We start from the raw sequence: 21,770 nt of genomic DNA, 5'->3' as shown, positions 1-21,770 counted from the left end.
AGGAAAAAAACCACCCGGCAGATGTGATTTCGGCCGGGAATTTATCATTTCAGTTCCAGCACGCAGGAATTGACGGTATCAGCATAACTGGCAGAGGTAATTAACAGGGAATGTAACGCGCTAAAAAGCGCGCTCTGTTTCAATTTATTTTCTTCATGTACAAATACAAAAATAAAACAGAGCGACTCCAGGCATCCTGCATGACAATCCTATGACATGTCAGTAACGGCTTAACTGCGCGGATGCCTCAACAGCTTCTTTACGTATTGCTGCAGCAACTCGGCATCTTGTGGCGGAACCTGCGTATCGGGCCGCGCCTTATCCAGCGCGCCTTCAATGCTTTCAATTAACGCCTGCTGATCCGATGTTGCCATCTGCCGCAGCAGCGCGGTGACAACTATTTCCAGCGCTTCGACCTGGGCGACCAGCTCTTTCGACTCCTCTTCCTTTTGTGCAAGCTTAACCAGCAACTCAGCAATGAGATTCTTCATCGTGCTATTTCCTTATGGGATTTTCTCTGAAATTAACACCAGGAATGAAATATGCAAAGCGGAGAAAAGTATTATCTTATGCAAAAGTGACATTGCCGCCAAATTAGCGCAGCGATCTTTTCAGCGAAACGTTTTTCTATAAAAAACGCCGCATTTTGTTATATAAAAATGCGGCTACCATAAGAATATATAATACATCTGCGAAAAGGTTATTTCGCTGATTTCGCTTCCGCTATTTGTCTGCGGCGACGCAGGGCAATAGCCAGCTGGATAATATTGATTAAAACGACAATCGCCGTCGCGGCAAATACCCAGCGAAAACCCGCCATTGCAGAAACGGACGCACCAATAAGCGGACCGGCGACGTTGCCTAAATACATAAACGACTGGTTATAGCCAAAAATACGCCCCGTGACCTGGTCGCTGGAATATTTGACCAGCAATGTCTGTACGGCGGGCAACATAGCGCCATCCGCAAAGCCGAGTAAAAACCGCAGCACGCCCAGCTGAAGCGGAGAGGTAACAAACGACATGGCGAAAAAGAGCACCACCGCAAAAATCAGCGTCGCCATCAGGATGCGCGCCGTGCCGATCCTGTCGCCCAGTTTTCCCAGACGCGGGGCAGAGATCAGCGCGGAGACGCCCGGCACGGCGGCAATCATGCCGCTGAGAAAGGCGATATTGTTGCTGTCCGGCTCCATCGACTTGATAAACAGCGCCAGAATCGGGCCGACCGAACCGTTGCAGAGCTGGATCACCATGGTGGTGACAAACAGGCTAATCACGAGTCCCGGGTATGGCAGCGAGGCGAAGACGGCCTTGCCGCTCAGGCGCTCAGATTTACTGATAACGGGGCGGCCCCCCTCTTTGATAAGAAAGAGCGTAACCAGAAAGCTGATCACCAGCAGGATTGCGGTGATGATGAATACCGCGCGCAGACCGACATGGTCAGCCAGAAAGCCTCCCAGCAGCGGGCCGCCGATAACGCCGCTGATCTGGGCGGTGGAGAGCGTACTCAGCGCCCAGCCGCTGCGCTCGCGCGGCACCTGAGAGGCAACCAGCGCCATGGCGTTGGGAATATACCCGGACGTCAGCCCCATCACCGCCCGCAGGAAAAACAGCTGCCAGACGTTGGTGGCGAAGGCCTGGAGCAGAATAGCAATCGCCATCCCGAGGGAGGCGCGCAGCAGCATCAGCTTGCGCCCTTTCCGATCCGCCAGGCTGCCCCACATCGGTGACACAATGGCGGAAACCAGAAACGTGACGCTGAACGTCAGCCCGGACCACATGGACAGCGCTTCGTGGGAGCTGACCCCCAGCTGTGACACGTACAGCGGCAGGAACGGCAGGATCTGGCTGATGGCAAGCCCGGTGAAGAAGCAGCCGAACCAGACCGAGATGAGATTAACTTTCCAGGATTCCATACAGAAATAGTCTTCATTTTTAGGCGAATTCGCCGTCAGATTAGCAAGTTACGCGTCTTAACGTCGCACCAGAGATGCGGCCTCGCTGACTTTGGTGTTTTATCTTCCCAGTCATCATATTTGTGAAATAAGTCACAATTCATCCATTTTCTGGCGGAAGATTATGCTTCAGCGGCAGAGACCAAAGCCGCGCATTCCCAGATGAAAATGGCTGGCGTGCGCCGCGTTATATTTCGGCCCAAGACCGTTTCCGTAGTAACCGCAGCTTGCCGCCAGCAGAGCCTTCAGCCAGGGCTGCGTTTTTGCCGATTTCCAGCCGTTAAGTACCGTAACGCGCTCTCCGTTCGCCAGCCGAAAAGCGGCGATATCCAGCGCCTCTGCCGTGGCATGCTCGCTGCGCCGCGCATCGGGCCGGTGGTAGATATTGCGGCAGGCAAAGCTGCCGAGGTGCTCAATGCGCGTCAGTTCACTGCCGGTAAAGCGTTTAGTCAGGGGCCGGGCCTGCTGGCTGACAAACAGGGCTGAGCTGAGCGCCAGCGGACAGCTGGCAAGAAAACTGCCGTTCAGGCTCACCGGGCCAAAGTCACGCACGCGCACGACGTTGTTCAGCGGGCATTCCCCGCCGCTGTCAGCGACCGCCTGCGTGCGGATCAGGTTTTTTTGATTAGCCTGCGCTAACAGACTCGCGCAGGCTTCGGGCGTTAAGCGCCGCAGCTTATACTGGGTAATGCGGCCAGGCGGGTCGTCCAGGTTCAGCGGCGTGAAAGGGTTGTAGTAAGACGGCAGCCAGCGATAGCCCGCCGTTGCGATTGCCCCAAGGATGAAAATGGTCAGCAGCGTTTTTCCTTTCACTCTCCCCCCTCACTGTTCCCCAAAACATTATGGCAGAAGGCCGCGAAACCCGCAGGGCATCGTGGTATGTTATTGGCTTTTCGTCAGACTGGAAGAGAGTGAGATGGCAAAGCAGCGCGTAGGTATTGTCTTTGGGGGAAAATCAGCGGAGCACGAGGTGTCATTGCAATCGGCTAAAAATATCGTCGATGCGATCGATAAAAGCCGTTTCGACGTGGTGCTGCTGGGCATTGATAAACAGGGCCAGTGGCATGTTAACGATGCCAGCCAGTATCTGCTGAATGCCAACGATCCGGCACACATCGCCCTTAATCCTTCGGAAATTAGCGTCGCCACCGTACCCGGCGTCGTGAAGGGTCAGCTCATCGACGCAGGCAACGCGCAGGCTCTCGCCCAGATCGACGTGGTCTTCCCCATCGTGCACGGCACCCTCGGCGAAGACGGTTCCCTGCAGGGAATGTTACGCATGGCCAACCTGCCGTTCGTGGGCTCGGACGTGCTGGGCTCCGCCGCCTGCATGGACAAAGACGTCACCAAACGCTTGCTGCGCGATGCCGGGCTGAATATCGCGCCGTTCGTGACGCTCACCCGCGCCAACCGCGACAAACACAGCTTCGCGCAAATTAGCGCTGAACTGGGTCTGCCGCTGTTTGTGAAGCCAGCCAACCAGGGCTCCTCCGTGGGCGTCAGCAAAGTCACCACCGAAACAGAGTTCACGCAAGCCGTCCGTCTGGCATTCGAGTTCGACCATAAAGTGGTGGTTGAGCAGGGGATCAAAGGCCGCGAAATTGAGTGCGCGGTGCTGGGCAACGATTTCCCACAGGCCAGCACCTGCGGTGAAGTGGTCTTAAACAGCGACTTCTACTCGTACGACACCAAATACATTGATGATAAAGGCGCCCAGGTTGTTGTTCCTGCGGATATCGATCCGGCCATCAACGATAAGATCCGGGCGATCGCCATTAAGGCCTATCAGACGCTCGGCTGCAGCGGCATGGCGCGCGTGGACGTGTTCCTGACGCCGGAGAACGAGGTGGTGATCAATGAAATCAACACGCTGCCGGGTTTCACCAATATCAGCATGTATCCAAAACTGTGGCAGGCCAGCGGGCTTGGCTACTCTGAGCTGATCACCCGCCTGATCGAGCTGGCGCTGGAGCGTCATGCCGCAGACAGCGCCCTGAAAAGTTCCGTTAACGGCTAATCGGCACCCTTAGCCGTCTCCTCCGCTGTCGTCTCTTCCGGACGGCGGCGGATTATCAGCCCTGCCAGCCAGAAACTGATTACCCAGGTCACCAGGCCCACGGCATAGGTTTGCCAGCCTTTCGCTTCAAATCCCAACAGCCCCACGACGCCGTTAAGAATAAAGATCAGCCCGATAGCAAAGGCGTAGTAGTGCCAGTCACGGCGAAGTTTGGACGTGAGTTTCATAACAACTCCGGCAGGAAAAAAAGACATCCTCTCACAGTTTCACCGCCAGGTCTGTGGCAGATGCGGAAATTCTGAAATGCGGTGCAGTTTCATTTAAGTTAACAAATTGTGACATGCTGCAGAAATCAACAATCCAGGAGAAATCCTGAGCGAAAATTACCACGATTCTGATATTGACAAATGCGATGACCTGTCAAACTCACCCCGTAAGACGCGTATTAAAACAGAGTGATATTTCGGGAGGTCAACATGGCTGACTTTACATTGTCGAAACCGATTTTTGGCGGCAAACCAAAAACCTCCACGGCGGGTAATATCGCGTATGCCCTGTTTGTCCTGTTCTGCTTCTGGGCTGGCTCCCAGCTGCTTAATATGCTGGTGCACGCGCCGGGCGTTTATGAACACCTGATGCAGGTGCAGGATAACGGACGCCCGCGGGTTGAAATCGGGTTTGGCGTGAGCACGCTGTTTGGCCTCGTTCCCTTCCTCGCGGGGTGTATGATTTTAGGCGTTGTCGCGCTCGTCCTGCGCTTTCGTCGTCGCCATTAAAGCCCCATACAGCGAGCCCGGCGATCGTCCACGCGTTTTGCGAACCATGCGGTGGTCAGGTTACGCGTGATCTTCGGGCTTTCCAGTTGAATTCCCGGCAGAATTGCCCTCGGCAACGTTTTCCCACTCTTCTTTTCGGCAAGCGCAAACACTTTCTTGTAGAGATCCGTTTTCTCAAATGCCAGGCTGTCGCCTTTCTCAAGCTGACGGCGAATGTCGCTGTTGCTCATATCAAGCGTTGTCGATAATTTCCGGATCGCCCGCTCGGTGCTTCCCGCCTCGCTGCTGCCGTAGGCGATAAGATCGCCGTCCAGCGCCAGCTTGACGCCGCTTGCGCGGCTAACCGCGCTCTGAAACGCCGCGTTACGGCTGGCATACCAGCCCGCGTTAAAGTCTGCGAAGCGGTACAAGGGCTCGTTGTAGTTCGCCGGATAGTTCAGCAAATGATACGTGCCGAACCACAGCCCGCCGCGCAGAGAGAAGACCTCCTGACGCACCGTACCGTCAATTTCCCACGGGTAGCCGTCGGTATGCTTCTCGGCAAACGCAATGCTCACCTGCATCGGGCCGCCGGTGTGAACCGGGTTCAGTGAGCCAAACAGTTTCTGCCCCATCGGCACCATGTTAATGAAATCATCAAAGATGGCGCTGAGCTGTTTTTCGGTTTTCACCGTGTCCAGCCGCTCGCTGTAGCTTTTGCCGTTTGGCGAGGTGATTTTCAGCGCGGTATGCACGAGGAACACCGGGATATGCATCGATTCCGCGCGGCGGTCGATCTCTTTCCAGGCAATTTTGTTAAGACCCGGCACCACCGGGTCTGACTGGTACATCGACTCCTGCTGCGCCACCGCCAGCACCGAGCAGATATTCTCCTCGGTTGGGGCAATCTTCTGGCTTTCAAAGGTTTTTGCCAGCGCATCCGCCCACGCATTGCGATCCTTCACGCTGGCGGGCATTTTTTGCCGCACAACGCTTGCGACATCCACGGGCTTCTCGCCCTTTTTAAGCGGAGCAGCCCCTTTTTCGGCACAGCCCGCCAGAACGAGGGCAGCCAGTAAGGACAGCGATAACGCACGCGGTACGGCAAAAGACATAGCAACTCCCTGTATTAGCTAAATGTGTTGGTGACTTCCTGCAGGTCCCGATCGTCCAGCTCATGTTCAAAGCTGCGCAGACGTTTGTAGATGGACATCAGCTCCACCAGCGTGGTCCAGGAGTTGATCAGATACTGGAACGAGTTTCTGACCTGATCGAACACGTTGGTAATCTGGGTCAGTAAGCCCAGCGTGATTGTTCCCGCAACAATAGACGGGAACAACAGGAATAGTCCAAAAACAGTATCGACCTGCAGATAGAAAATACGGGCAATATTGAAATACATGTAGTGGAAATAGAGCCGGAAATAGTTGAAACGGACGTTGCGGAACAGCTCTTTTATCGTCGGGGGCGCAGCGCGCGTTGGGTCGTCCTCTCCGTAGACCAGCTCCTTACGATAGGCCGCTTCCACACGCTGATTCTTAAACTCTAAGCCCGGCAGCTTAATCCCGACGACGGCAAGCAGGCCTGTGCCCATAAGCGACCAAATCAGCGCCGGGATGAGCAGGCCGTACGGTAAATGTCCGACAATCGGCAATGCTGAAATATGGGGAGAAAGCGCGACCAGAATCGGTAAGAACGCAAACAGTTTCAGGATGGCATTAAGCAGGCTGACGCCCATATCCTCAAGCGTTGACGCAAAACGCATGGTGTCTTCCTGAACACGCTGAGCAGCACCTTCAATATGGCGCAGACGCTCCCAGTGAGTCATGTAGAATTCGTTCATCGCCGTACGCCAGCGGAAGACGTAATGGCTGACGAAGAAATTATTCAGCACCGCCACGGTGACAGCGATCATCGCAATGCCCATAAAAATTTTTAACTGATTATAAAGCTCGCCAATTGGCACCCTGTTAGGGGCGCTAAGCGCTTTCTGGATGAGATCGTAGAACGGGGCATACCACGCGTTAATGGCTACGCTCACTTCGACCAGAAACCAGGTGACAAAAATAATCAGCGACGTTCCGAGAATGGACCACGTCTGCCAGCGATGAGGGGAATAATTAAACCAGAAAAGCGCAAACAGCCCGACGCAAAGCGCGTAATAGGCATAAAACAGCAGATAGCTGAACGACCAGAAGCGCGCCGCGCTAATCGGCACCTCGCCTGTCGCCCCCACGATGCGCGTCAGCCATGCACCGCCGCCCGCCAGCCAGAACACGACTGCGATCAGTGCCCAAATAAATGCCGACAGGAAAAAAGGCCCCGGCTTTGGGAAAAAAGACTTAAACATGATACTTCCTTCTTGTTGTTATGGTTGTTGCTGTGCTCAACCCATTACCACACGAATACCTTGCCCGAGCCGGACCCCGGCTCGGGCAAAAAGGTCAGACCCGTGGGTTGATTATTAGTTCGCTTTCCAGTTTTCGAGAATTGTTTCGGTGCGTTTCACCGCGACAGGGTTCGCCGGCGCAATGAAGTTTCGCCAGACGTCGTTGTGGTGGTGAATCAGGATCTGTGCTTCAGCAGCCGGGCGGTTGGCGGTGGTGTGGGCATCTTCCGCCACGGTAATGTGGTAACCCCGGCTGACGCCATTCTTGACCGTGGCGTCAACGCAGTAATCGGTGGCGCAGCCGCAGATGACAAACTCGCGAATGCCCTGCTCGCGTAACAGCGCCTCAAGCCCGGTGTCATAGAAGGCATCGCAGGCGGTTTTGGTCACGTACAGCGCGCCGGCAGGTTGATGGAGTTCAGGCAGCAACGCAAACCCGTCACTTCCCTCTTCCAGCCCCCCAGCCTCGGCATGCTGAATAAAAATCACCGTGTCGGCAGCCTGCGTAAGCTGGTTGATCAGAGAGACACACGTCTCGCGCTGATGACGCGGGGTTTCAAACACCCCGTTCTGCATATCAACCACCATTACCACACGCTTTTCAGACATACCGTTCTCCGCAAGATTGAGTAACACTGGTGCCTATCATAAGCCCGATGTCACAAAATGGGAGAGCGCTCGCAGGGAAATTCTTCATATTTACCCATGGTTACGTTTTTCTCGCTATGGTTATGCTATTCGGGGCATTGCACGGTGCCGATTAGTAGTATAAATACCCATTACTTTCCTCATTCACTTCATGGATGCTTTTCGTTGAAACGTTGTCTGCTCTCTTTTGCCGCGCTGTGTGCGGTGAGCTTCTCCACCGCCCAGGCAGCCCAGCCGCTGACGGCGCCCGTTTTGGCTTCCGATATTGCCGATCGCTACGCGAACCTTATCTATTACGGCAGCGGCGCGACCGGGATGGCAATGGTGGTCATCGACGGCAACCAGCGCGTTTTCCGCAGCTTTGGTGAAACGCGTCCAGGTAATAACGTTCGTCCGCAGCTGGATTCCGTTGTGCGCGTCGCGTCCTTAACCAAGCTGATGACCAGCGAAATGCTGGTGAAGCTGCTCGACCAGGGCGTGGTAAAGCTCGACGATCCGCTCAGCAAATACGCCCCGCCGGGTGCCCGCGTGCCGACGTATCAGGGCACGCCAATTCGCCTGGTGAACCTCGCGACGCACACCAGCGCTCTGCCGCGCGAGCAGCCGGGCGGCGCGGCGCACCGCGACGTTTTTGTCTGGCCAACGCGCCAACAGCGCTGGAACTACCTGAGCACCGCCACGCTGAAATCCGCCCCGGGCTCGCAGGCCTCTTACTCGAACCTGGCGTTCGATCTGCTGGCGGATGCGCTTTCAACGGCGGCGGGCAAACCTTACCCGCAGCTGTTTGAAGAGCAGATCACGCGTCCGCTGGGCATGAAAGACACCACCTTTACCCCTTCCCCGGACCAGTGCAAACGCCTGATGGTGGCAGAGAAAGGCGCAAGCCCCTGTAACAACACGCTGGCAGCCGTGGGCAGCGGCGGGGTCTATTCCACCCCTGGCGACATGATGCGCTGGATGCAGCAGTTCCTTTCTTCGGATTTTTACTCCCGCAGCAGCCAGGCCGATCGTATGCAGACCCTTATCTATCAGCGTACTCAGCTGCATCGCGTCATCGGGATGGACGTGCCGGGTAAAGCCGATGCGCTCGGCCTGGGCTGGGTCTATATGGCGCCGAAAAATGGCCGTCCGGGCATCATTCAGAAAACCGGCGGCGGCGGCGGATTCATTACCTACATGGCAATGATTCCGCAGTCCAACGTGGGCGCGTTTGTGGTGGTCACCCGTTCTCCGAACACGCGCTTCGTTAATATGAGTGACGGCATCAATAACCTGGTGGCCGAACTGAGCGCCAATAAAGCCCAGGTGCTTACTGCGTCTAACTGATCTTAATATTCCGTGGGCAAGCGGTTGATGCTGACCAGCTTGCCCCGGCTCATATTGATGTAGTTCCCCTGACGCAGCGCAGCCAGGACTTCTGCAACGACCGAACGTGAAATACGTGTGCTACGCTGAATATGATTCATAACGCCAATTTTTGAGCGCAGCGAGTCATCCCACTCGGCCATATTGATCAACATCGCCCGGATCTGACTATAAGAGTTATTTCCAACCAGCTGCAGGTCACGCTTGCCCAAAATATGGTTAATCCATGACACCCAGCAGAAAGCATCCTGCCAGAGATGATTTTGATGAATAAGTTGACGCGTGGCAGAGACCGGTAAATAAAATCCAGAACAGGTTGTGTGTGTCATCATGGAATATTCCAGATAACTATCATTTATCCATGCATTCAAACCATAGATAAAAGGTGCCTGCGCAATGCCCATCAGAAGTTCATCAGATTTACGATGGATAGCGGTAAGACCAGACTGTATTACAAAAGTAAATGGCTCATCATCATTATTGCCGGTTGTTATTAATTGCTGTGGTTCGATCTTAAAGGGGGTACCGGCGACTTCCAGACATTTTGCGAGCCGGCTTAATTCAGAAAGTGGTTTCGCATTAACGTTCATGCATACCTCAAAGCATCTGTATCTGTCGGTTCTTTATTATTTTTAAACCATATAAAAAAGCGGGGGAAAATATCCCCCGCGCTTTCTATTTACCAGGTATATTTCACACCCAGGTTTGCTCCCCAGTTCTGGTCAACGTCGCCGCCGCCCAGATAAGTCGCATCGGTGTAAGCACTGAAGTTTTTGGTGAAGCTGAACTGGGTGCCCAGCCCAACGCGAACCGCAGAGCCTTCGACGCCGTTATCAATGCTGTCAGAGTTGATATCAGCATTATTGTCAGCATCGTCATAGACGTAAGCCAGCTTGAAGTACGGGGTCAGCGCCTGTTCGCCGCCGTAGTTGAAGGTATAACCCGCATCCAGGCCAAGTTCATAACGCATGCTGTCGTAAGACTGACCATCGATACGCATGTCGTTGCTCAGCTGGTAGTCGTCGCCTGACTGGAACAGGCCGGAAATCGCCGCATAAGGGGTGATATAGCCTGAGAGGTTTGGTTTCCAGTCATAGCCCAGCTTCATCCCGAAGCCGACAGCGTCAGAGGTGGTGTCACCGTCAACATACTGACCGTTGCTCATGGTTGCAGAGAGGTCATTGTTAAAGCGGGTGTAGTTCAGTGAGCTGTCGAGGAAGACGTTGTTCGCAAACGTCGCAGACGCGTAGATCATCGCAGTCTGGCTGTCCTGATCGACCTGACCCGTACGATCGCTGATATCGCCTTTCGCAAAACCAGCTGCACCACCGACGATCCACTTCGCATTATTACCGTCAATCTGCGTGTCCAGACCGACCATAATGCCGCTTACGTCCTGATCGTAGCTGACGGTGCCGTTATCCGCGTCAAAATTGCCGCCGAAATAGCTCACCCACGCTCCGCCGTTGTCTGCCAGGCCATGACGGCTGTTGGTCAGACGCGTACCCACGGTATCCTGCTGGAGATTCCAGATATTGGTATTGGCAGAAGGAATGCTCAGCGCCATGTTGGCGTAGTCAGTCAGCTCTTTCTGCTGGAGAACAACGGTGTCACCCTCCTGCTGCGCCTGATAGGTATAAGCACCTAAATCAGCTTTGTTTGCAGCAGTAAAGCTGGCTGCGGTATCTGCGTTATTGTCGTAGACGCGAATGATCTCTTTGTTTTTGTAGTCGGCAACTGAACCAGCGCCGGTTGCATCGTCGATGCGCACCTTGTAGTTACCGGCAACGTCACCGTTCACCGCCAGATGGCCGTCGGAGTTCAGCGCGACAACACCGTAGTCATACTCCGCGTTGTAGCGATCGTTGGTGATATAGCGTGCGTTGTTCAGATCACTGTTCAGCACATAATCGCGGCTGGCAACGTTGAGCACGCCGCCATCGGTCAGTACCATATTGTGCGTATCAACCTGACCCAGACCCAGCGCCAGCTCGGCACCGTTGTCTACGGTAATGGTGTTGGCATACAGCTCTGCTGTCTCTTCAGTCAGTGCCGCACGGCTATAGCTGTCCAGATACAGGCTGTCGGTTGCCACGGCTCCGCTGTCGCCAATATTCATGGTTGAAGCATTGGTCAGGGTGATTGAATCCGCCAGCAGGCCGGAGTTTTCAACATTGACCTGAGACTGGTTGTTCACCGTCAGCGCATCAATGTTGGAGACCTTGCGGGTATCCCACTCGGAACCGTTATCCAGCGCCACATTGAACAGGCCGCTTTGGTACACCTCTTCACCGGCAACGTGACCGTTGCTGTCGAAGGTAGAATCAGGCCAGATGCTGTTCGGGGACAGAGCGTGCCAGTCAACGTTGCTGTAGCCCTGGCCATACATCTGCGCAGTGCCGATAGCTTCAACGCTGGACTGCGCTGCACCGACCCACTTGCTGCCGTTAGTCAGCGTAACATCCAGTGTATCGGTACCGTCCCAGCCGTTGGTGGTTGGGTTATAGACACCATCTTCAGTGGTATCCGTTGCCGGATCGCCATTCTCGTAGAAGTTGTTATCAAAGGTGCTGGAGAAAAGAATGTCACCCGTTACGGTAGAGTGATCGAAGGTAGCGGTGGTCTGCATGGCGTTATCAGACGCGCCGGCCGCAACGATCAGCGCCGCATCATCCGCAGCCGAGGCGTTGGTTTCACCGTAGTCGCTCGGCTTCGCCGTTTGACCGTAGAACCCGTTGGTGCCCAGATCGCTGTACGCACCAGAGGTCAGTACGGAGTCTTTCACCACCAGCGTATCGGTAAAGACATTGCTGCTGTTAGCAACGCCTTCAACACCGTCGTATGGTGTGTTATCCAGTTCCTGATAACCCTGCGTCAGCGTGATACCCGCGACGTGGGAGTTGTTCTGAATTACGATATCAGATTCAACGTCCAGGGTAATTGCGTTACCCAGACCATAGGTGTCCAGATAATGCGTTTCAGTATTCTCGCCATTGACGACATCATACGCGTAATGCTCGTAGGCATCGTTGATGGTGGAGTTATCAACGGTCAGGCTAAAACGATCGTACTGGGTATGACTGGTGCCGTCAGTATCCACGCCATCTGCACACGTCGTGGTCATACACTCTGACGTGATCATGCCGTTAATGGTGCTGTTAGAAATACTCAACGCGTTCGCACGGCCATTGACCCCATCATCCAGATAGTAAGTCGAAATAACACCGTTTACGGTTGATTTATTGATGACCGGATAAATGTCACCATCATGGGTGGCATCCGAGTAATCCCAATCTGCGTAGCCATAATACCACGGCGTAGATGCGGTATTATCATATCCAAAAGTATTATATGTCGTACCGGAAATATCTTTCGCATTAGCCTGAGAAGCGATAGCCAGCGTACAAGCTAATGCAAGTTGAGATACAACCAGTTTCTTTTTCCATGTTTGCATTGGGTCATCCCTCCTCAGGGACGTAAGCATGTTTGTCCGTAAATCAATTAGCAATGTTTAATTGCGGAGTGAATTATGCAGTTTCATTCAGAAAAGGTTCAATGAATGATTCATTTAAGTCCGTATCCAGACAATCAGCAGATGTAAAACGAGAGAAAAAGAGCGCCAAATATAAATACTATAAAGAAAAAGTCAAAATAAACTAAACAAGCAAAGGTGATATAAGTTTTATAAACAGATCATTTTTATTTATACATTCCCTTCGTAATAGAATTAACATCAATAATTCGAACCGACATTCCGCAGGATTAGTTAATTATATATAATTCACTGGCAATCATAGACAGGCCGCATTAATCGGTATCAAAATGCCCACTTTAGTAAAACACCTCACTTCACTTTGAGGTACACTAACCTTCTTTGTTCCACAAACATCAGGCATACCATGACCGATTTAATTGCACGTCCCCGCCGCCTGCGTAAGTCACCCGCACTGCGCGCCATGTTTGAAGAGACAACACTGACCTTAAACGATCTGGTGTTGCCGATTTTTGTTGAAGAAGAGATTGATGACTACAAAGCCATCGAAGCCATGCCGGGCGTGATGCGCATTCCTGAAAAATACCTGGCGCGTGAGATCGAACGCATCGCCAACGCGGGGATCCGCTCGGTGATGACCTTCGGCATCTCCCACCATACCGACGCCACCGGCAGCGATGCATGGAAAGAGGATGGCCTCGTGGCCCGCATGTCCCGCATCTGCAAAGATACCGTTCCAGAAATGGTGGTCATGTCCGACACCTGCTTCTGCGAATACACCTCCCACGGGCACTGCGGCGTACTGTGCGATCACGGCGTGGACAACGATGCCACCCTGCTGAACCTCGGCAAGCAGGCGGTCGTGGCTGCCGCTGCGGGTGCGGACTTCATCGCGCCGTCTGCGGCGATGGACGGACAGGTTCAGGCTATCCGCCAGGCGCTGGATGCGGCAGGTTTTACCGACACCGCCATCATGTCCTACTCCACCAAGTTTGCCTCCTCCTTCTACGGCCCGTTCCGTGAAGCAGCGGGTACGGCGCTGAAGGGCGATCGTAAGACCTACCAGATGAACCCGCTTAACCGCCGGGAAGCGATTCGTGAATCCCTGCTTGATGAAGCCCAGGGCGCAGACTGCCTGATGGTGAAACCGGCTGGCGCCTATCTCGATATTCTGCGCGACATTCGCGAGCGCACCGAACTGCCGCTGGGGGCATACCAGGTGAGCGGTGAATACGCGATGATCAAATTCGCCGCGCTGGCCGGTGCCATCGACGAAGAGAAAGTGATCCTCGAAAGCCTGGGCGCGATCAAACGCGCGGGCGCGGATCTGATCTTCAGCTACTTCGCGCTGGATCTGGCCGAGAAAAAAATCCTCCGCTAATCTTCACCAAACTGCAATACAACCGACATCTGCTCCTTCTACTGTCTTCGCAAGACGGCAGGAGGAGTAATCATGTTTAGCCTCGATAGCGTTCTCGACGATCTTTGGCCTCAGGCGAGGCCTGCACCCTGGCAAAAAAGTCTGTTAAAAAGGCTGTTTTACGAAGAAGAATTCCAGCAGTTTGCCGCCGCTCACCGCCACCTGAAAGGACTGGATATGGTGGAGCAAGTTCTGGAGCACCTTGATATTCTCTGCACCGTTTCCGCCCGCGATCTCGAACAAATCCCCGAACATGGCCCACTGGTTATTATTGCCAACCACCCGACAGGCACGCTGGACGGGCTGGCACTGATGTACGCCGTCTCCCGCGTGCGGCGCGACGTTAAAGTCGTGACCAACCGGATGCTGACCCACCTTGAGCCTCTCAGTTCGCTGTTTATTCCGGTGGACAATATGGGCGGCAGGACGGCGAAATCGTCTCTGGTTCAGATGGAGCAGCATCTGCAAAACGCGGGCGTGCTGATCTTCTTCCCGGCGGGTGAAGTTTCACGCCCCACGCGCAAAGGCATTCGCGATAAAAAATGGCACTCCGGCTTTATCAAACTCGCCAGCAAGCTGCGCGCCCCGCTGCTGCCGGTGCATATTCAGGCGCATAACAGCCTGCTCTTTTATGCCAGCACGCTGGTGTCGCCGACATTGTCGATGCTGCTGCTAATGCAGCAGATGTTCCGCCGCCGCCACAGCCAGCTGCCGATTAAAATCGGCCAGCAAATCGCCTGGCATCACTGGCATAGCGCCACTCTTTCGTCACGTGAGATGGCCGAGCAGTGCCGTCAGCACGTGATACGTCTTGGCAAGGGATTGCCTGGCGTCTTCAAAACCCAGTGCGCCATTGCTCGGCCGGAAGACCGGGCCACCCTGAAACGCGAGCTGGCGCAGGCGGAGTGTCTGGGTAAAACCAGCGACGGTAAAACCATCTACCTGTGGCAGCGCAACGGGCAGGAAGAGGCGCCTCTTCTGCGCGAACTGGGCCGCCTGCGCGAGATTGCGTTTCGCGCGGTGGAGGAAGGGAGCGGTAAACGCCGGGACACCGACAGCTACGATGACGATTATCTGCACCTGATCCTCTGGGATGAAGAGGATCTGGAGATCGTCGGGGCGTATCGCTTTATGCCGACGGCCATGCAGATCGAAAAGCGCGGCGTTGAAGGTCTGTACAGTTACAGCCTGTTCCACTACGACGACAAAATGCAAGACGTGCTTGAGCACGGCATTGAGCTCGGGCGCAGCTTTATTCAGCCGCGCTACTGGGGGCGTCGCGGTCTGGACTATTTATGGTCCGGCATCGGGGCTTACCTGGCGCGTTACCCACATTATCGCTACCTGTTTGGCCCCGTCTCCATCTCCGGCGGCTTACCGCCTGCGGCACGGGATCTGCTGGTCGCCTTTTACCGCCTGTGGTTCCCCGCGACGCATCCGCTAGCCGCGTCACGTCAGCCGTATCCGGCATCCTTACCGGACGTGCTGGCACAGTTTGGCGGCGTGGATTACGTGGACGATTTGACGAAGCTGAAATCCCTGCTCGGCAATCTGGGCTGCGGCATACCGCCGCTGTATAAACAGTATTCCGAGCTATGCGAGCCCGGCGGCGTGCAGTTTATTGATTTTGGCAGCGACCCGGCGTTCAACAACTGCGTAGACGGTCTGGTGCTGGTGGATTTGTGCTACCTGAAGGCGAACCGCTATCAGCGGTATATTGAGGCGCACCTTTAATTGGCCGGCAATTGTGCACCGTTTACGCCGGGTGGCGCTGCGCTTACCCGGCCTACGGGTACTCCAGGATCAGGGGCGGTAAAACGGCTTATCGCCCAAAATCGTCGCCCGCTGCATAATCCGGCGCTGCGGCAGATAGTCCGCGTTGGCGTAGTGCTGCGTCACGCGGTTATCCCAGATCGCCAGGTCGTTCTCCTGCCAGCGCCAGCGCACCTGAAACTCCGGTTTAGTGATATGTGCGAACAGGAAACCTAACAGCGCGTCGCTCTCTTTTTCCGTCACGTCCACAATGCGCGTCGTGAATCCTTCGTTCACGAACAGCGCCTGCTTGCCCGTGACCGGATGGGTGCGCACCACCGGGTGCAGCAGCGGCGGATGCTTCGCCACCGCCTCCAGCCAGCGCTGATGTTCCTCTTCACTCTTGCGGTACTTGTATTCCGGGAACGATTTTTTGAAGTCGTGCTCCGCCCGCAGCCCGCTCAGCAGCGTCCGGAACGGTGCGGAGAGCGCCTCATACGCCGCAATCCCGCTGGTCCACAGCGTATCGCCGCCGGTTTCCGGCAGCAGCTTCGCCGCCAGAATTGCCCCGGCGGGCGGCGTCTCGATAAAGGTGACGTCCGTGTGCCAGTTGTCGTTGTCAGGCGGGTTATCGTTGTGGGTATCCAGAACGATAATCTCCTCCACCCCTTCCGCATGCGGATAGACCGGGTGAATATGCAGGTCGCCAAAACGCAACGCCAGCGCGCGCTGCTGCTGCGGGGTGATCGCCTGCTCGCGAAGGAACACCACCTGATGGCGCAGCACCGCGTGGTACAGCTGCTCAAACTGGTTATCGCTCAGCGGGCGGGACACATCCAGGCCCGACACCTGCGCGCCAATGTACGGCCCCAGCGGGGTGATGGTCAGTCGTTCACTCATTGTATTTCTCCATGCCAGGGCGTCAGGCGGCGCTGTAGCGCGCGCAGCCCCAGTTCTAATCCGAAGGCGATCGCGGCAATCACCGCGATCCCTGCCAGCACCACGTCAGTCGCCAGGAACTCTCCCGCCGACTGAACCATAAACCCTAATCCTCGCGTGGCGGCAATCAGCTCTGCCGCCACCAGCGTGGACCAGCCCACGCCGAGGCCAATGCGCAGCCCGGTTAAAATCTCCGGCAGCGCGCCGGGTAGAATCACGAATAGCAGCACCTGCGTGCGGCTGGCGCCCAGCGACTGCGCCGCACGAATGCGCACCTGCTGGGCACTCTTCACGCCCGCCAGCGCCGACATGGCAACCGGCGCGAAAATCGCCAGATAAATCAGCAGAATTTTCGACGTTTCGCCGATACCGAACCAGATCACCATCAGCGGCAAATAGGCCAGCGGCGGCACCGGGCGGTAAAGCTCAATCAGCGGGTCAAGGATGCCACGCACCGTCGGGCTTAGGCCCATCGCGATCCCGACCGGGATACCGATAACCACCGCCGCCAGCAGCGCCACCAGAATGCGCGTCAGGCTTGCGCCGAGATGCTGCCAGAGCGTAGCGTCCATAAAGCCCTGCGGCCCGGCGATGGAGATGAGTTTCGCCAGCACCTGTCCCGGCGGCGGTAGAAACAGCGGGCTGACCCACTGCTGGGCCGCAACCGCCCACCACGCTGCCAGCAGCACCAGCAGCGTGCCGACACTCAACGTGAGCGGGCGCGAGAATGGCCAGCGCAGCGCCGGACGGGTGCGGCGCGTTTTTTCACTAAAGACGATGCTCATGAGAAGGCCTCCCGCTGTTCGAACACGCGGCTTAAGACGTATTCACGCTGCTCAATAAACCGCGGATCGGATTTGATGCTGCGCACGGGCTCCCCCGCGACGTAGCGGCGTGCGAAATCCAGCGGCAGCCGCTCCAGCACGCGCCCCGGCCCCGGCGAGAGCAGCACCAGCTCGGTCGCCATAAACACCGCCTCTTCGATATCGTGGGTAATCAACAGCACCTGCTTGCCCGTCTCATGCCACAGGCGCAGCAGCAGGGTTTGCATCTGCTCGCGGGTAAAGGCGTCCAGCGCCCCGAACGGCTCGTCCAGCAGCAACAGCTGCGGATTCGCCGCCAGCGCGCGAGCGATCCCGACGCGCTGACGCTGGCCGCCGGAAAGCTGCCAGATAAAGCGTTTTTCCGCCCCTTCCAGCCCCACTTTTTTCAGCATCGCCCGCGCGGTTGCCAGCCGCTGTTCACGGTTCACGCCCGCAAGCTGGAGCCCAAACGCCACGTTTTCCTGCACGTTGCGCCACGGAAGCAATCCTTCGTTCTGAAAAACCACGCCGCGCTCGGCGCAAGGGCCATCCACCTTTTTGCCTTCCAGCTGAATGGTACCGTGCTGATACGGTACAAACCCGGCAATCAGATTCAGCAGCGTGGTTTTTCCGCAGCCGGACGGGCCGAGCACCACCAGCAGTTCACCGCTGCCCAGCGTCAGGTTGATGTCCTCCAGCGCGGGTTTACCACCGTAATCGGCATACAGGTTCGTAATGTTCAGCATGGCGGACTCCTTATTTCACAAAGCGATCGGTGACGTACTGACTGTAATCCGCCGCGACCGCAGGCACTTTGCCCTGCTCTTTCAGGAAGGTGGCGGTATCCACAATCGCTTTGCTCACCGGCCCGTTTAGCTGCTGCACCTGCTGCGCGGGGGTCAGATAAGTATTGCCCCTCACCAGCCCCGGCACGTCCGCTTCCGGCACGCCGCTCAGGCGGGAGAGTTTTTCCAGATTGGCGGGCTGCTTCAGCCACTCATCCGGGTTGCTGATGTACGGCTGCTGGGCGGCAATTGCGCTTTTGGCGAAGGCTTTCACCACCTCAGGATGTTTCTCGGCAAAGTCTTTGCGCACCACCCACACGTCGAGGGTCGGCGCGCCCCACTGGCCCACTTTCTCGGAGTCGGTCAGCACGGTGCCGTCTTTTTCCAGCTCGTTTACTGCCGGTGCCCACACGTAGGCCCCGTCAATATCCCCGCGCTGCCAGGCGGCGATAATCGCCGGCGGCTGAAGATTGATGATTTGCACCTGCCCCGGCTTGATGCCCCAGTGTTTGAGCGCCGCCAGCAGGCTGTAGTGGGTGGTGGAGATAAACGGCACGGCGATGCGTTTGCCGATCAGGTCTTCCGGTTTGGTGATGTTTTTCTTCACCACCAGCGCTTCGGAATTACCGAGCTGAGAGGCGAGGAGGAAAACCTCAATCGGTACCTGCTGGGTGGCCGCGACCGCCAGCGGGCTGGAGCCGATATTGCCAATCTGCACGTCGCCGGACGCTAACGCACGCACGACGGACGCGCCGCTGTCGAACTTGCGCCAGTCGACTTTCGCGCCGCTCTCCTTCGCAAAGGTATTGTCCGCCTGCGCAACCTTCGCCGGCTCAGCCGAGGTTTGATATGCGACGGTAACGTCCACCGCCTGCGCCTGAAATGCCCACAGCGCCAGCGCGCCGAGAAGTGTGATTCGCGATGAAATTGCCATAGTGCCTGCTCCCCTGTTGTTATGAGGGCAGTATTTCCGGCGCGGGAATTTTGATAAAGGAATAAAAAAGAATCGCTAATGACGATTCGTTTTTAGAAAAAAAGCGGGAAAGGATAGTTGATTTTGTGCGGTTGGTTTGTGCCGGGTGGCGCCTGCGCCTTACCCGGCACAAACTCAGCGCTGCGCGTTCAGCTCTGCAATATCCTTTGGCGTGGTGCGACAACATCCGCCGATTAACTTCGCTCCCGCCGCCAGCCACTGCGGCAGATACCCCGCCAGCGTCTCGCACGCTTCTCCGTGGTGGTGCCAGGTTTTGGTTATCGCATCATAATGCTCGCCCGAGTTCGGGTAGACCACCAGCGGCAGCGGCGTCAGGCTTTGCAACTGCTTCAGCGCCGCCGTGGTGTTTTCCAGCGCGATACAGTTGATGCCCAGCGCGACGACCTGCGGATAGTCCTCCAGAGAAGAAACCACCTCCCGCAGCGGCGTGCCGTCGCTCAGGTGCTCGCTGTCGCGCAGGGTGAAGGAGAACCACGCCCGCGCGCGGGGATACGCCGTAAGCAACGCGGCCAGCGCCTTTATTTCCGTGAACGACGGCAGCGTTTCGCAGGCCAGCAGGTCTGCACCCGCGTCCAGCAGCGCTTCCACGCGCGGGCGATGGAATTCTGTGAATTCTTCGGCACTGCGCACGTAGTCGCCGCGATACTCTGAGCCATCCGCCAGATACGCGCCGTACGGCCCTACGGAGCCCGCTACCAGCAGCGTGCCCGCGTGCGGGTTTTCGGCCAGGTACGCTTCGCGCGCCTTACGCGCCAGCTCCACGCTTTTGCCAATCAGCGCGCGGGACTGCGCCTCATCCATACCGCGTGCCGCAAAGCCCGCAGGCGTGGCCTGGTAGCTGGCGGTGATCGCCACCTGCGCGCCCGCGCGGTAGTAATCAAGATGCACTTCACGGATAAGATCCGGGTTTTCCACCAGCACTTTGGCCGACCAGAGGCTGTCAGCAAGGTTACAGCCGCGCGCTTCCAGCTCCGTTGCCATTGCGCCATCCAGCACTACAAACGGCTGTTTTTCAAGGATGGCGGTAAGCGGATTATTCTGCGACATGTTCAGGCTCCTGCGATGTCATATTTCGGGTCAGGTAGTAGGCACCATAACACAGGGCGACGAACGGAAGCCCGCAATAAAGGGCAATGCGCTGGCTGGGGTCAAACCACAGGCCGACGCAGGCCACCACGCAGAGGATAAAACCGAGCACCGGCACCAGCGGATACCACGGCGCGCGGTACTGCAGCGCAGAGAGCGGCTGGCCGGACTGCAGATGACGGCGACGGAAAACGAAGTGCGACGCGCAGATGCTGATCCACACCGCCACCACCGCAAAGCCAGAAATGGCCGAGAGTGCGACAAACACCGTGTCCGGGGCCACCACGCTTGAGAACAGCGCCAGCACGCCGCCGAGCATGGAAACCGAGAGCGCCGTCAGCGGCACGCCGTTTTTGTTCACGCGGGCAAAGCAGCGCGGGAGCGTTTTCTCATTCGAGAGCGACCACAGCATGCGCCCGGACGCATATAAGCCAGAGTTCGCCGCCGAGAGGATCGCCGTCAGGATCACGAAGTTAAAAATATCAGCGGCATAAGGAATACCGACTTTTTCAAACACCAGCACGAACGGGCTTTTTTCCACGCCCGCCTGCTGCATCGGGATCAGCGCCGCCAGCACAAACACGGTGCCGATAAAGAAGATGATCAGCCGCGCGATGGTGGTGCGGATCGCAACCGGAATGACCTTGTGCGGATTTTCCGTTTCACCCGCTGCGATGCCGATAAGCTCGGTCCCGGAGAAGGCAAAGTTCACCGCCACCATGGTCATCAGGATCGGCAGGCCGCCGTGCGGGAACCAGCCCTCGGCGGTGAGGTTGCTTAAGCCCGGCGCGGGTGAACCGTCCTGCATCGGGATGAAACCAAAGACCGCCGCCCCGCCGAGGATGATAAAGGCGATGATGGTGATGACCTTCACCAGCGAGAACCAGAATTCCCCTTCGGCAAAGAAGCGCGTGGAGATGACGTTAAGGCCGAAAATCACCACGCAAAAGACTACGCACCACGCCCAGACGGGCACCTGCGGGAACCAGTACTGCATGCAAAACCCGGCGGCGGTAAAGCTCGAGCCGAGCGCCACCGTCCAGGTGAGCCAGTAGAGCCACGCCACGGTATAGCCCGTCGCCGGGCCGAGATAGCGGGCGGCGTAGACGTGGAACGCGCCGGTTTCCGGCATCGCCACGGAGAGTTCACCCAAACACTGCATCACCAGCCAGACCACCAGCGCGCCGATCAGGTACGCCAGCAGCGTGCCCGCCGCACCGGTGGTGGAAATGATGTATCCGGTATTAAAGAATAACCCTGTCCCAATCACGCCGCCCAGCGAGAGCATAATCAGGTGGCGTGTTTTCATGGTGCGCTTAAGCTGTCCATTTTCTTGTTGTGTTTGCATATTACCTTCTATACGTATGGAC

20 protein-coding genes are annotated in these 21,770 nt (G+C 56.5%); 5 read left to right on the top strand and 15 right to left on the bottom strand.

Annotated elements, in window-relative coordinates; genetic code table 11:
* Positions 1 to 230: 230 nt before the first annotated feature.
* The 3 genes from iraP to IM295_RS00415 all read right to left on the bottom strand — a co-directional run bounded on the left by iraP (position 231) and on the right by IM295_RS00415 (position 2,767).
* Positions 231 to 491: an anti-adapter protein IraP gene (gene iraP / locus IM295_RS00425; RefSeq protein ID WP_049001853.1), complete on the bottom strand. Its 261-nt coding sequence runs from the start codon at positions 489 to 491 to the stop codon at positions 231 to 233.
* 209 nt (positions 492 to 700) lie between these two features.
* On the bottom strand, positions 701 to 1,915 hold the full coding sequence (locus IM295_RS00420) for a multidrug efflux MFS transporter (RefSeq protein WP_041911106.1): 1,215 nt from the start codon (positions 1,913 to 1,915) through the stop codon (positions 701 to 703).
* Positions 1,916 to 2,083: 168 nt separating this feature from the next.
* Entirely contained in the window at positions 2,084 to 2,767 is a 684-nt protein-coding gene (locus IM295_RS00415) for an extensin family protein (RefSeq protein ID WP_059357340.1), read from the bottom strand.
* Between the two features lie 103 nt (positions 2,768 to 2,870).
* On the opposite strand from IM295_RS00415, the gene ddlA reads away from it, so the two are divergent.
* Positions 2,871 to 3,971 (top strand): D-alanine--D-alanine ligase, encoded by a 1,101-nt coding sequence (gene ddlA / locus IM295_RS00410; RefSeq protein ID WP_193066072.1) that lies wholly within the window; start codon positions 2,871 to 2,873, stop codon positions 3,969 to 3,971.
* Here ddlA and IM295_RS00405 read toward each other — a convergent pair.
* On the bottom strand, positions 3,968 to 4,198 hold the full coding sequence (locus IM295_RS00405) for a DUF2754 domain-containing protein (RefSeq protein WP_028012119.1): 231 nt from the start codon (positions 4,196 to 4,198) through the stop codon (positions 3,968 to 3,970). The two genes, ddlA and IM295_RS00405, sit on opposite strands and share 4 nt — an antisense overlap.
* A 249-nt stretch (positions 4,199 to 4,447) precedes the next feature.
* Between IM295_RS00405 and IM295_RS00400 the strand changes: the two genes are divergently transcribed.
* The gene (locus IM295_RS00400; protein WP_014882725.1) at positions 4,448 to 4,747 is read left to right on the top strand and encodes a DUF2755 family protein; all 300 of its coding nucleotides are present in this window, start codon (positions 4,448 to 4,450) and stop codon (positions 4,745 to 4,747) included.
* Here the strand turns inward: IM295_RS00400 and IM295_RS00395 are convergent.
* The 3 genes from IM295_RS00395 to IM295_RS00385 all read right to left on the bottom strand — a co-directional run bounded on the left by IM295_RS00395 (position 4,744) and on the right by IM295_RS00385 (position 7,724).
* Positions 4,744 to 5,841: a DUF1615 domain-containing protein gene (locus IM295_RS00395; protein ID WP_193066071.1), complete on the bottom strand. Its 1,098-nt coding sequence runs from the start codon at positions 5,839 to 5,841 to the stop codon at positions 4,744 to 4,746. The two genes, IM295_RS00400 and IM295_RS00395, sit on opposite strands and share 4 nt — an antisense overlap.
* A gap of 14 nt (positions 5,842 to 5,855) precedes the next feature.
* Positions 5,856 to 7,076 carry a peptide antibiotic transporter SbmA gene (gene sbmA, locus IM295_RS00390; RefSeq protein WP_028012117.1) on the bottom strand — a complete coding sequence of 407 codons (1,221 nt, stop codon included), beginning with the start codon at positions 7,074 to 7,076 and terminating at the stop codon, positions 5,856 to 5,858.
* 114 nt (positions 7,077 to 7,190) lie between these two features.
* Positions 7,191 to 7,724 carry an isochorismatase family protein gene (locus tag IM295_RS00385; RefSeq protein WP_193066070.1) on the bottom strand — a complete coding sequence of 178 codons (534 nt, stop codon included), beginning with the start codon at positions 7,722 to 7,724 and terminating at the stop codon, positions 7,191 to 7,193.
* A gap of 204 nt (positions 7,725 to 7,928) precedes the next feature.
* On the opposite strand from IM295_RS00385, the gene ampH reads away from it, so the two are divergent.
* Positions 7,929 to 9,089: a D-alanyl-D-alanine-carboxypeptidase/endopeptidase AmpH gene (gene ampH, locus IM295_RS00380; RefSeq protein WP_041911111.1), complete on the top strand. Its 1,161-nt coding sequence runs from the start codon at positions 7,929 to 7,931 to the stop codon at positions 9,087 to 9,089.
* 2 nt (positions 9,090 to 9,091) lie between these two features.
* Here ampH and IM295_RS00375 read toward each other — a convergent pair whose 3' ends face one another.
* Positions 9,092 to 9,718 carry a helix-turn-helix domain-containing protein gene (locus tag IM295_RS00375; protein WP_193066069.1) on the bottom strand — a complete coding sequence of 209 codons (627 nt, stop codon included), beginning with the start codon at positions 9,716 to 9,718 and terminating at the stop codon, positions 9,092 to 9,094.
* A gap of 89 nt (positions 9,719 to 9,807) precedes the next feature.
* Positions 9,808 to 12,582, bottom strand: coding sequence for an autotransporter outer membrane beta-barrel domain-containing protein (locus tag IM295_RS00370; protein WP_045259876.1), 2,775 nt, complete (start codon positions 12,580 to 12,582; stop codon positions 9,808 to 9,810).
* Between the two features lie 445 nt (positions 12,583 to 13,027).
* On the opposite strand from IM295_RS00370, the gene hemB reads away from it, so the two are divergent.
* Both hemB and IM295_RS00360 read left to right on the top strand, forming a co-directional pair.
* A complete protein-coding gene (hemB, locus tag IM295_RS00365; RefSeq protein ID WP_048959625.1) occupies positions 13,028 to 14,002 on the top strand; it encodes a porphobilinogen synthase in 975 nt (324 codons plus the stop codon).
* A gap of 72 nt (positions 14,003 to 14,074) precedes the next feature.
* Positions 14,075 to 15,775: a lysophospholipid acyltransferase family protein gene (locus IM295_RS00360; protein WP_126345138.1), complete on the top strand. Its 1,701-nt coding sequence runs from the start codon at positions 14,075 to 14,077 to the stop codon at positions 15,773 to 15,775.
* 69 nt (positions 15,776 to 15,844) lie between these two features.
* Here the strand turns inward: IM295_RS00360 and tauD are convergent, their stop codons facing one another.
* From tauD to mmuP, 6 genes are all read right to left on the bottom strand, one after another.
* Positions 15,845 to 16,693, bottom strand: a complete 849-nt coding sequence (gene tauD, locus IM295_RS00355; protein WP_193053069.1) for a taurine dioxygenase — start codon at positions 16,691 to 16,693, stop codon at positions 15,845 to 15,847.
* Positions 16,690 to 17,517 (bottom strand): taurine ABC transporter permease TauC, encoded by an 828-nt coding sequence (gene tauC / locus IM295_RS00350; RefSeq protein ID WP_047367586.1) that lies wholly within the window; start codon positions 17,515 to 17,517, stop codon positions 16,690 to 16,692. Before tauC ends, tauD begins: the two co-directional genes overlap by 4 nt.
* Complete coding sequence (gene tauB, locus IM295_RS00345; RefSeq protein ID WP_193050732.1) at positions 17,514 to 18,281, bottom strand: taurine ABC transporter ATP-binding subunit; 768 nt, start codon at positions 18,279 to 18,281, stop codon at positions 17,514 to 17,516. Before tauB ends, tauC begins: the two co-directional genes overlap by 4 nt.
* A gap of 10 nt (positions 18,282 to 18,291) precedes the next feature.
* Positions 18,292 to 19,254, bottom strand: a complete 963-nt coding sequence (gene tauA, locus IM295_RS00340) for a taurine ABC transporter substrate-binding protein (protein WP_193050734.1) — start codon at positions 19,252 to 19,254, stop codon at positions 18,292 to 18,294.
* Positions 19,255 to 19,428: 174 nt separating this feature from the next.
* Complete coding sequence (gene mmuM, locus IM295_RS00335) at positions 19,429 to 20,361, bottom strand: homocysteine S-methyltransferase (RefSeq protein WP_193050736.1); 933 nt, start codon at positions 20,359 to 20,361, stop codon at positions 19,429 to 19,431.
* The gene (gene mmuP, locus IM295_RS00330; RefSeq protein WP_041911121.1) at positions 20,348 to 21,748 is read right to left on the bottom strand and encodes an S-methylmethionine permease; all 1,401 of its coding nucleotides are present in this window, start codon (positions 21,746 to 21,748) and stop codon (positions 20,348 to 20,350) included. The genes mmuM and mmuP overlap by 14 nt, the downstream gene beginning before the upstream one ends.
* Between the last annotated feature and the right edge of the window lie 22 nt (positions 21,749 to 21,770).

It is taken from the genome of Enterobacter cloacae complex sp. P14RS (genome assembly GCF_014895895.1).
Classification (GTDB): Bacteria; Pseudomonadota; Gammaproteobacteria; order Enterobacterales; family Enterobacteriaceae; genus Enterobacter; species Enterobacter bugandensis.
The sequence above is the reverse complement of the archived record's forward strand: the minus strand, read 5'-3'. Positions and strand labels throughout refer to the sequence as shown.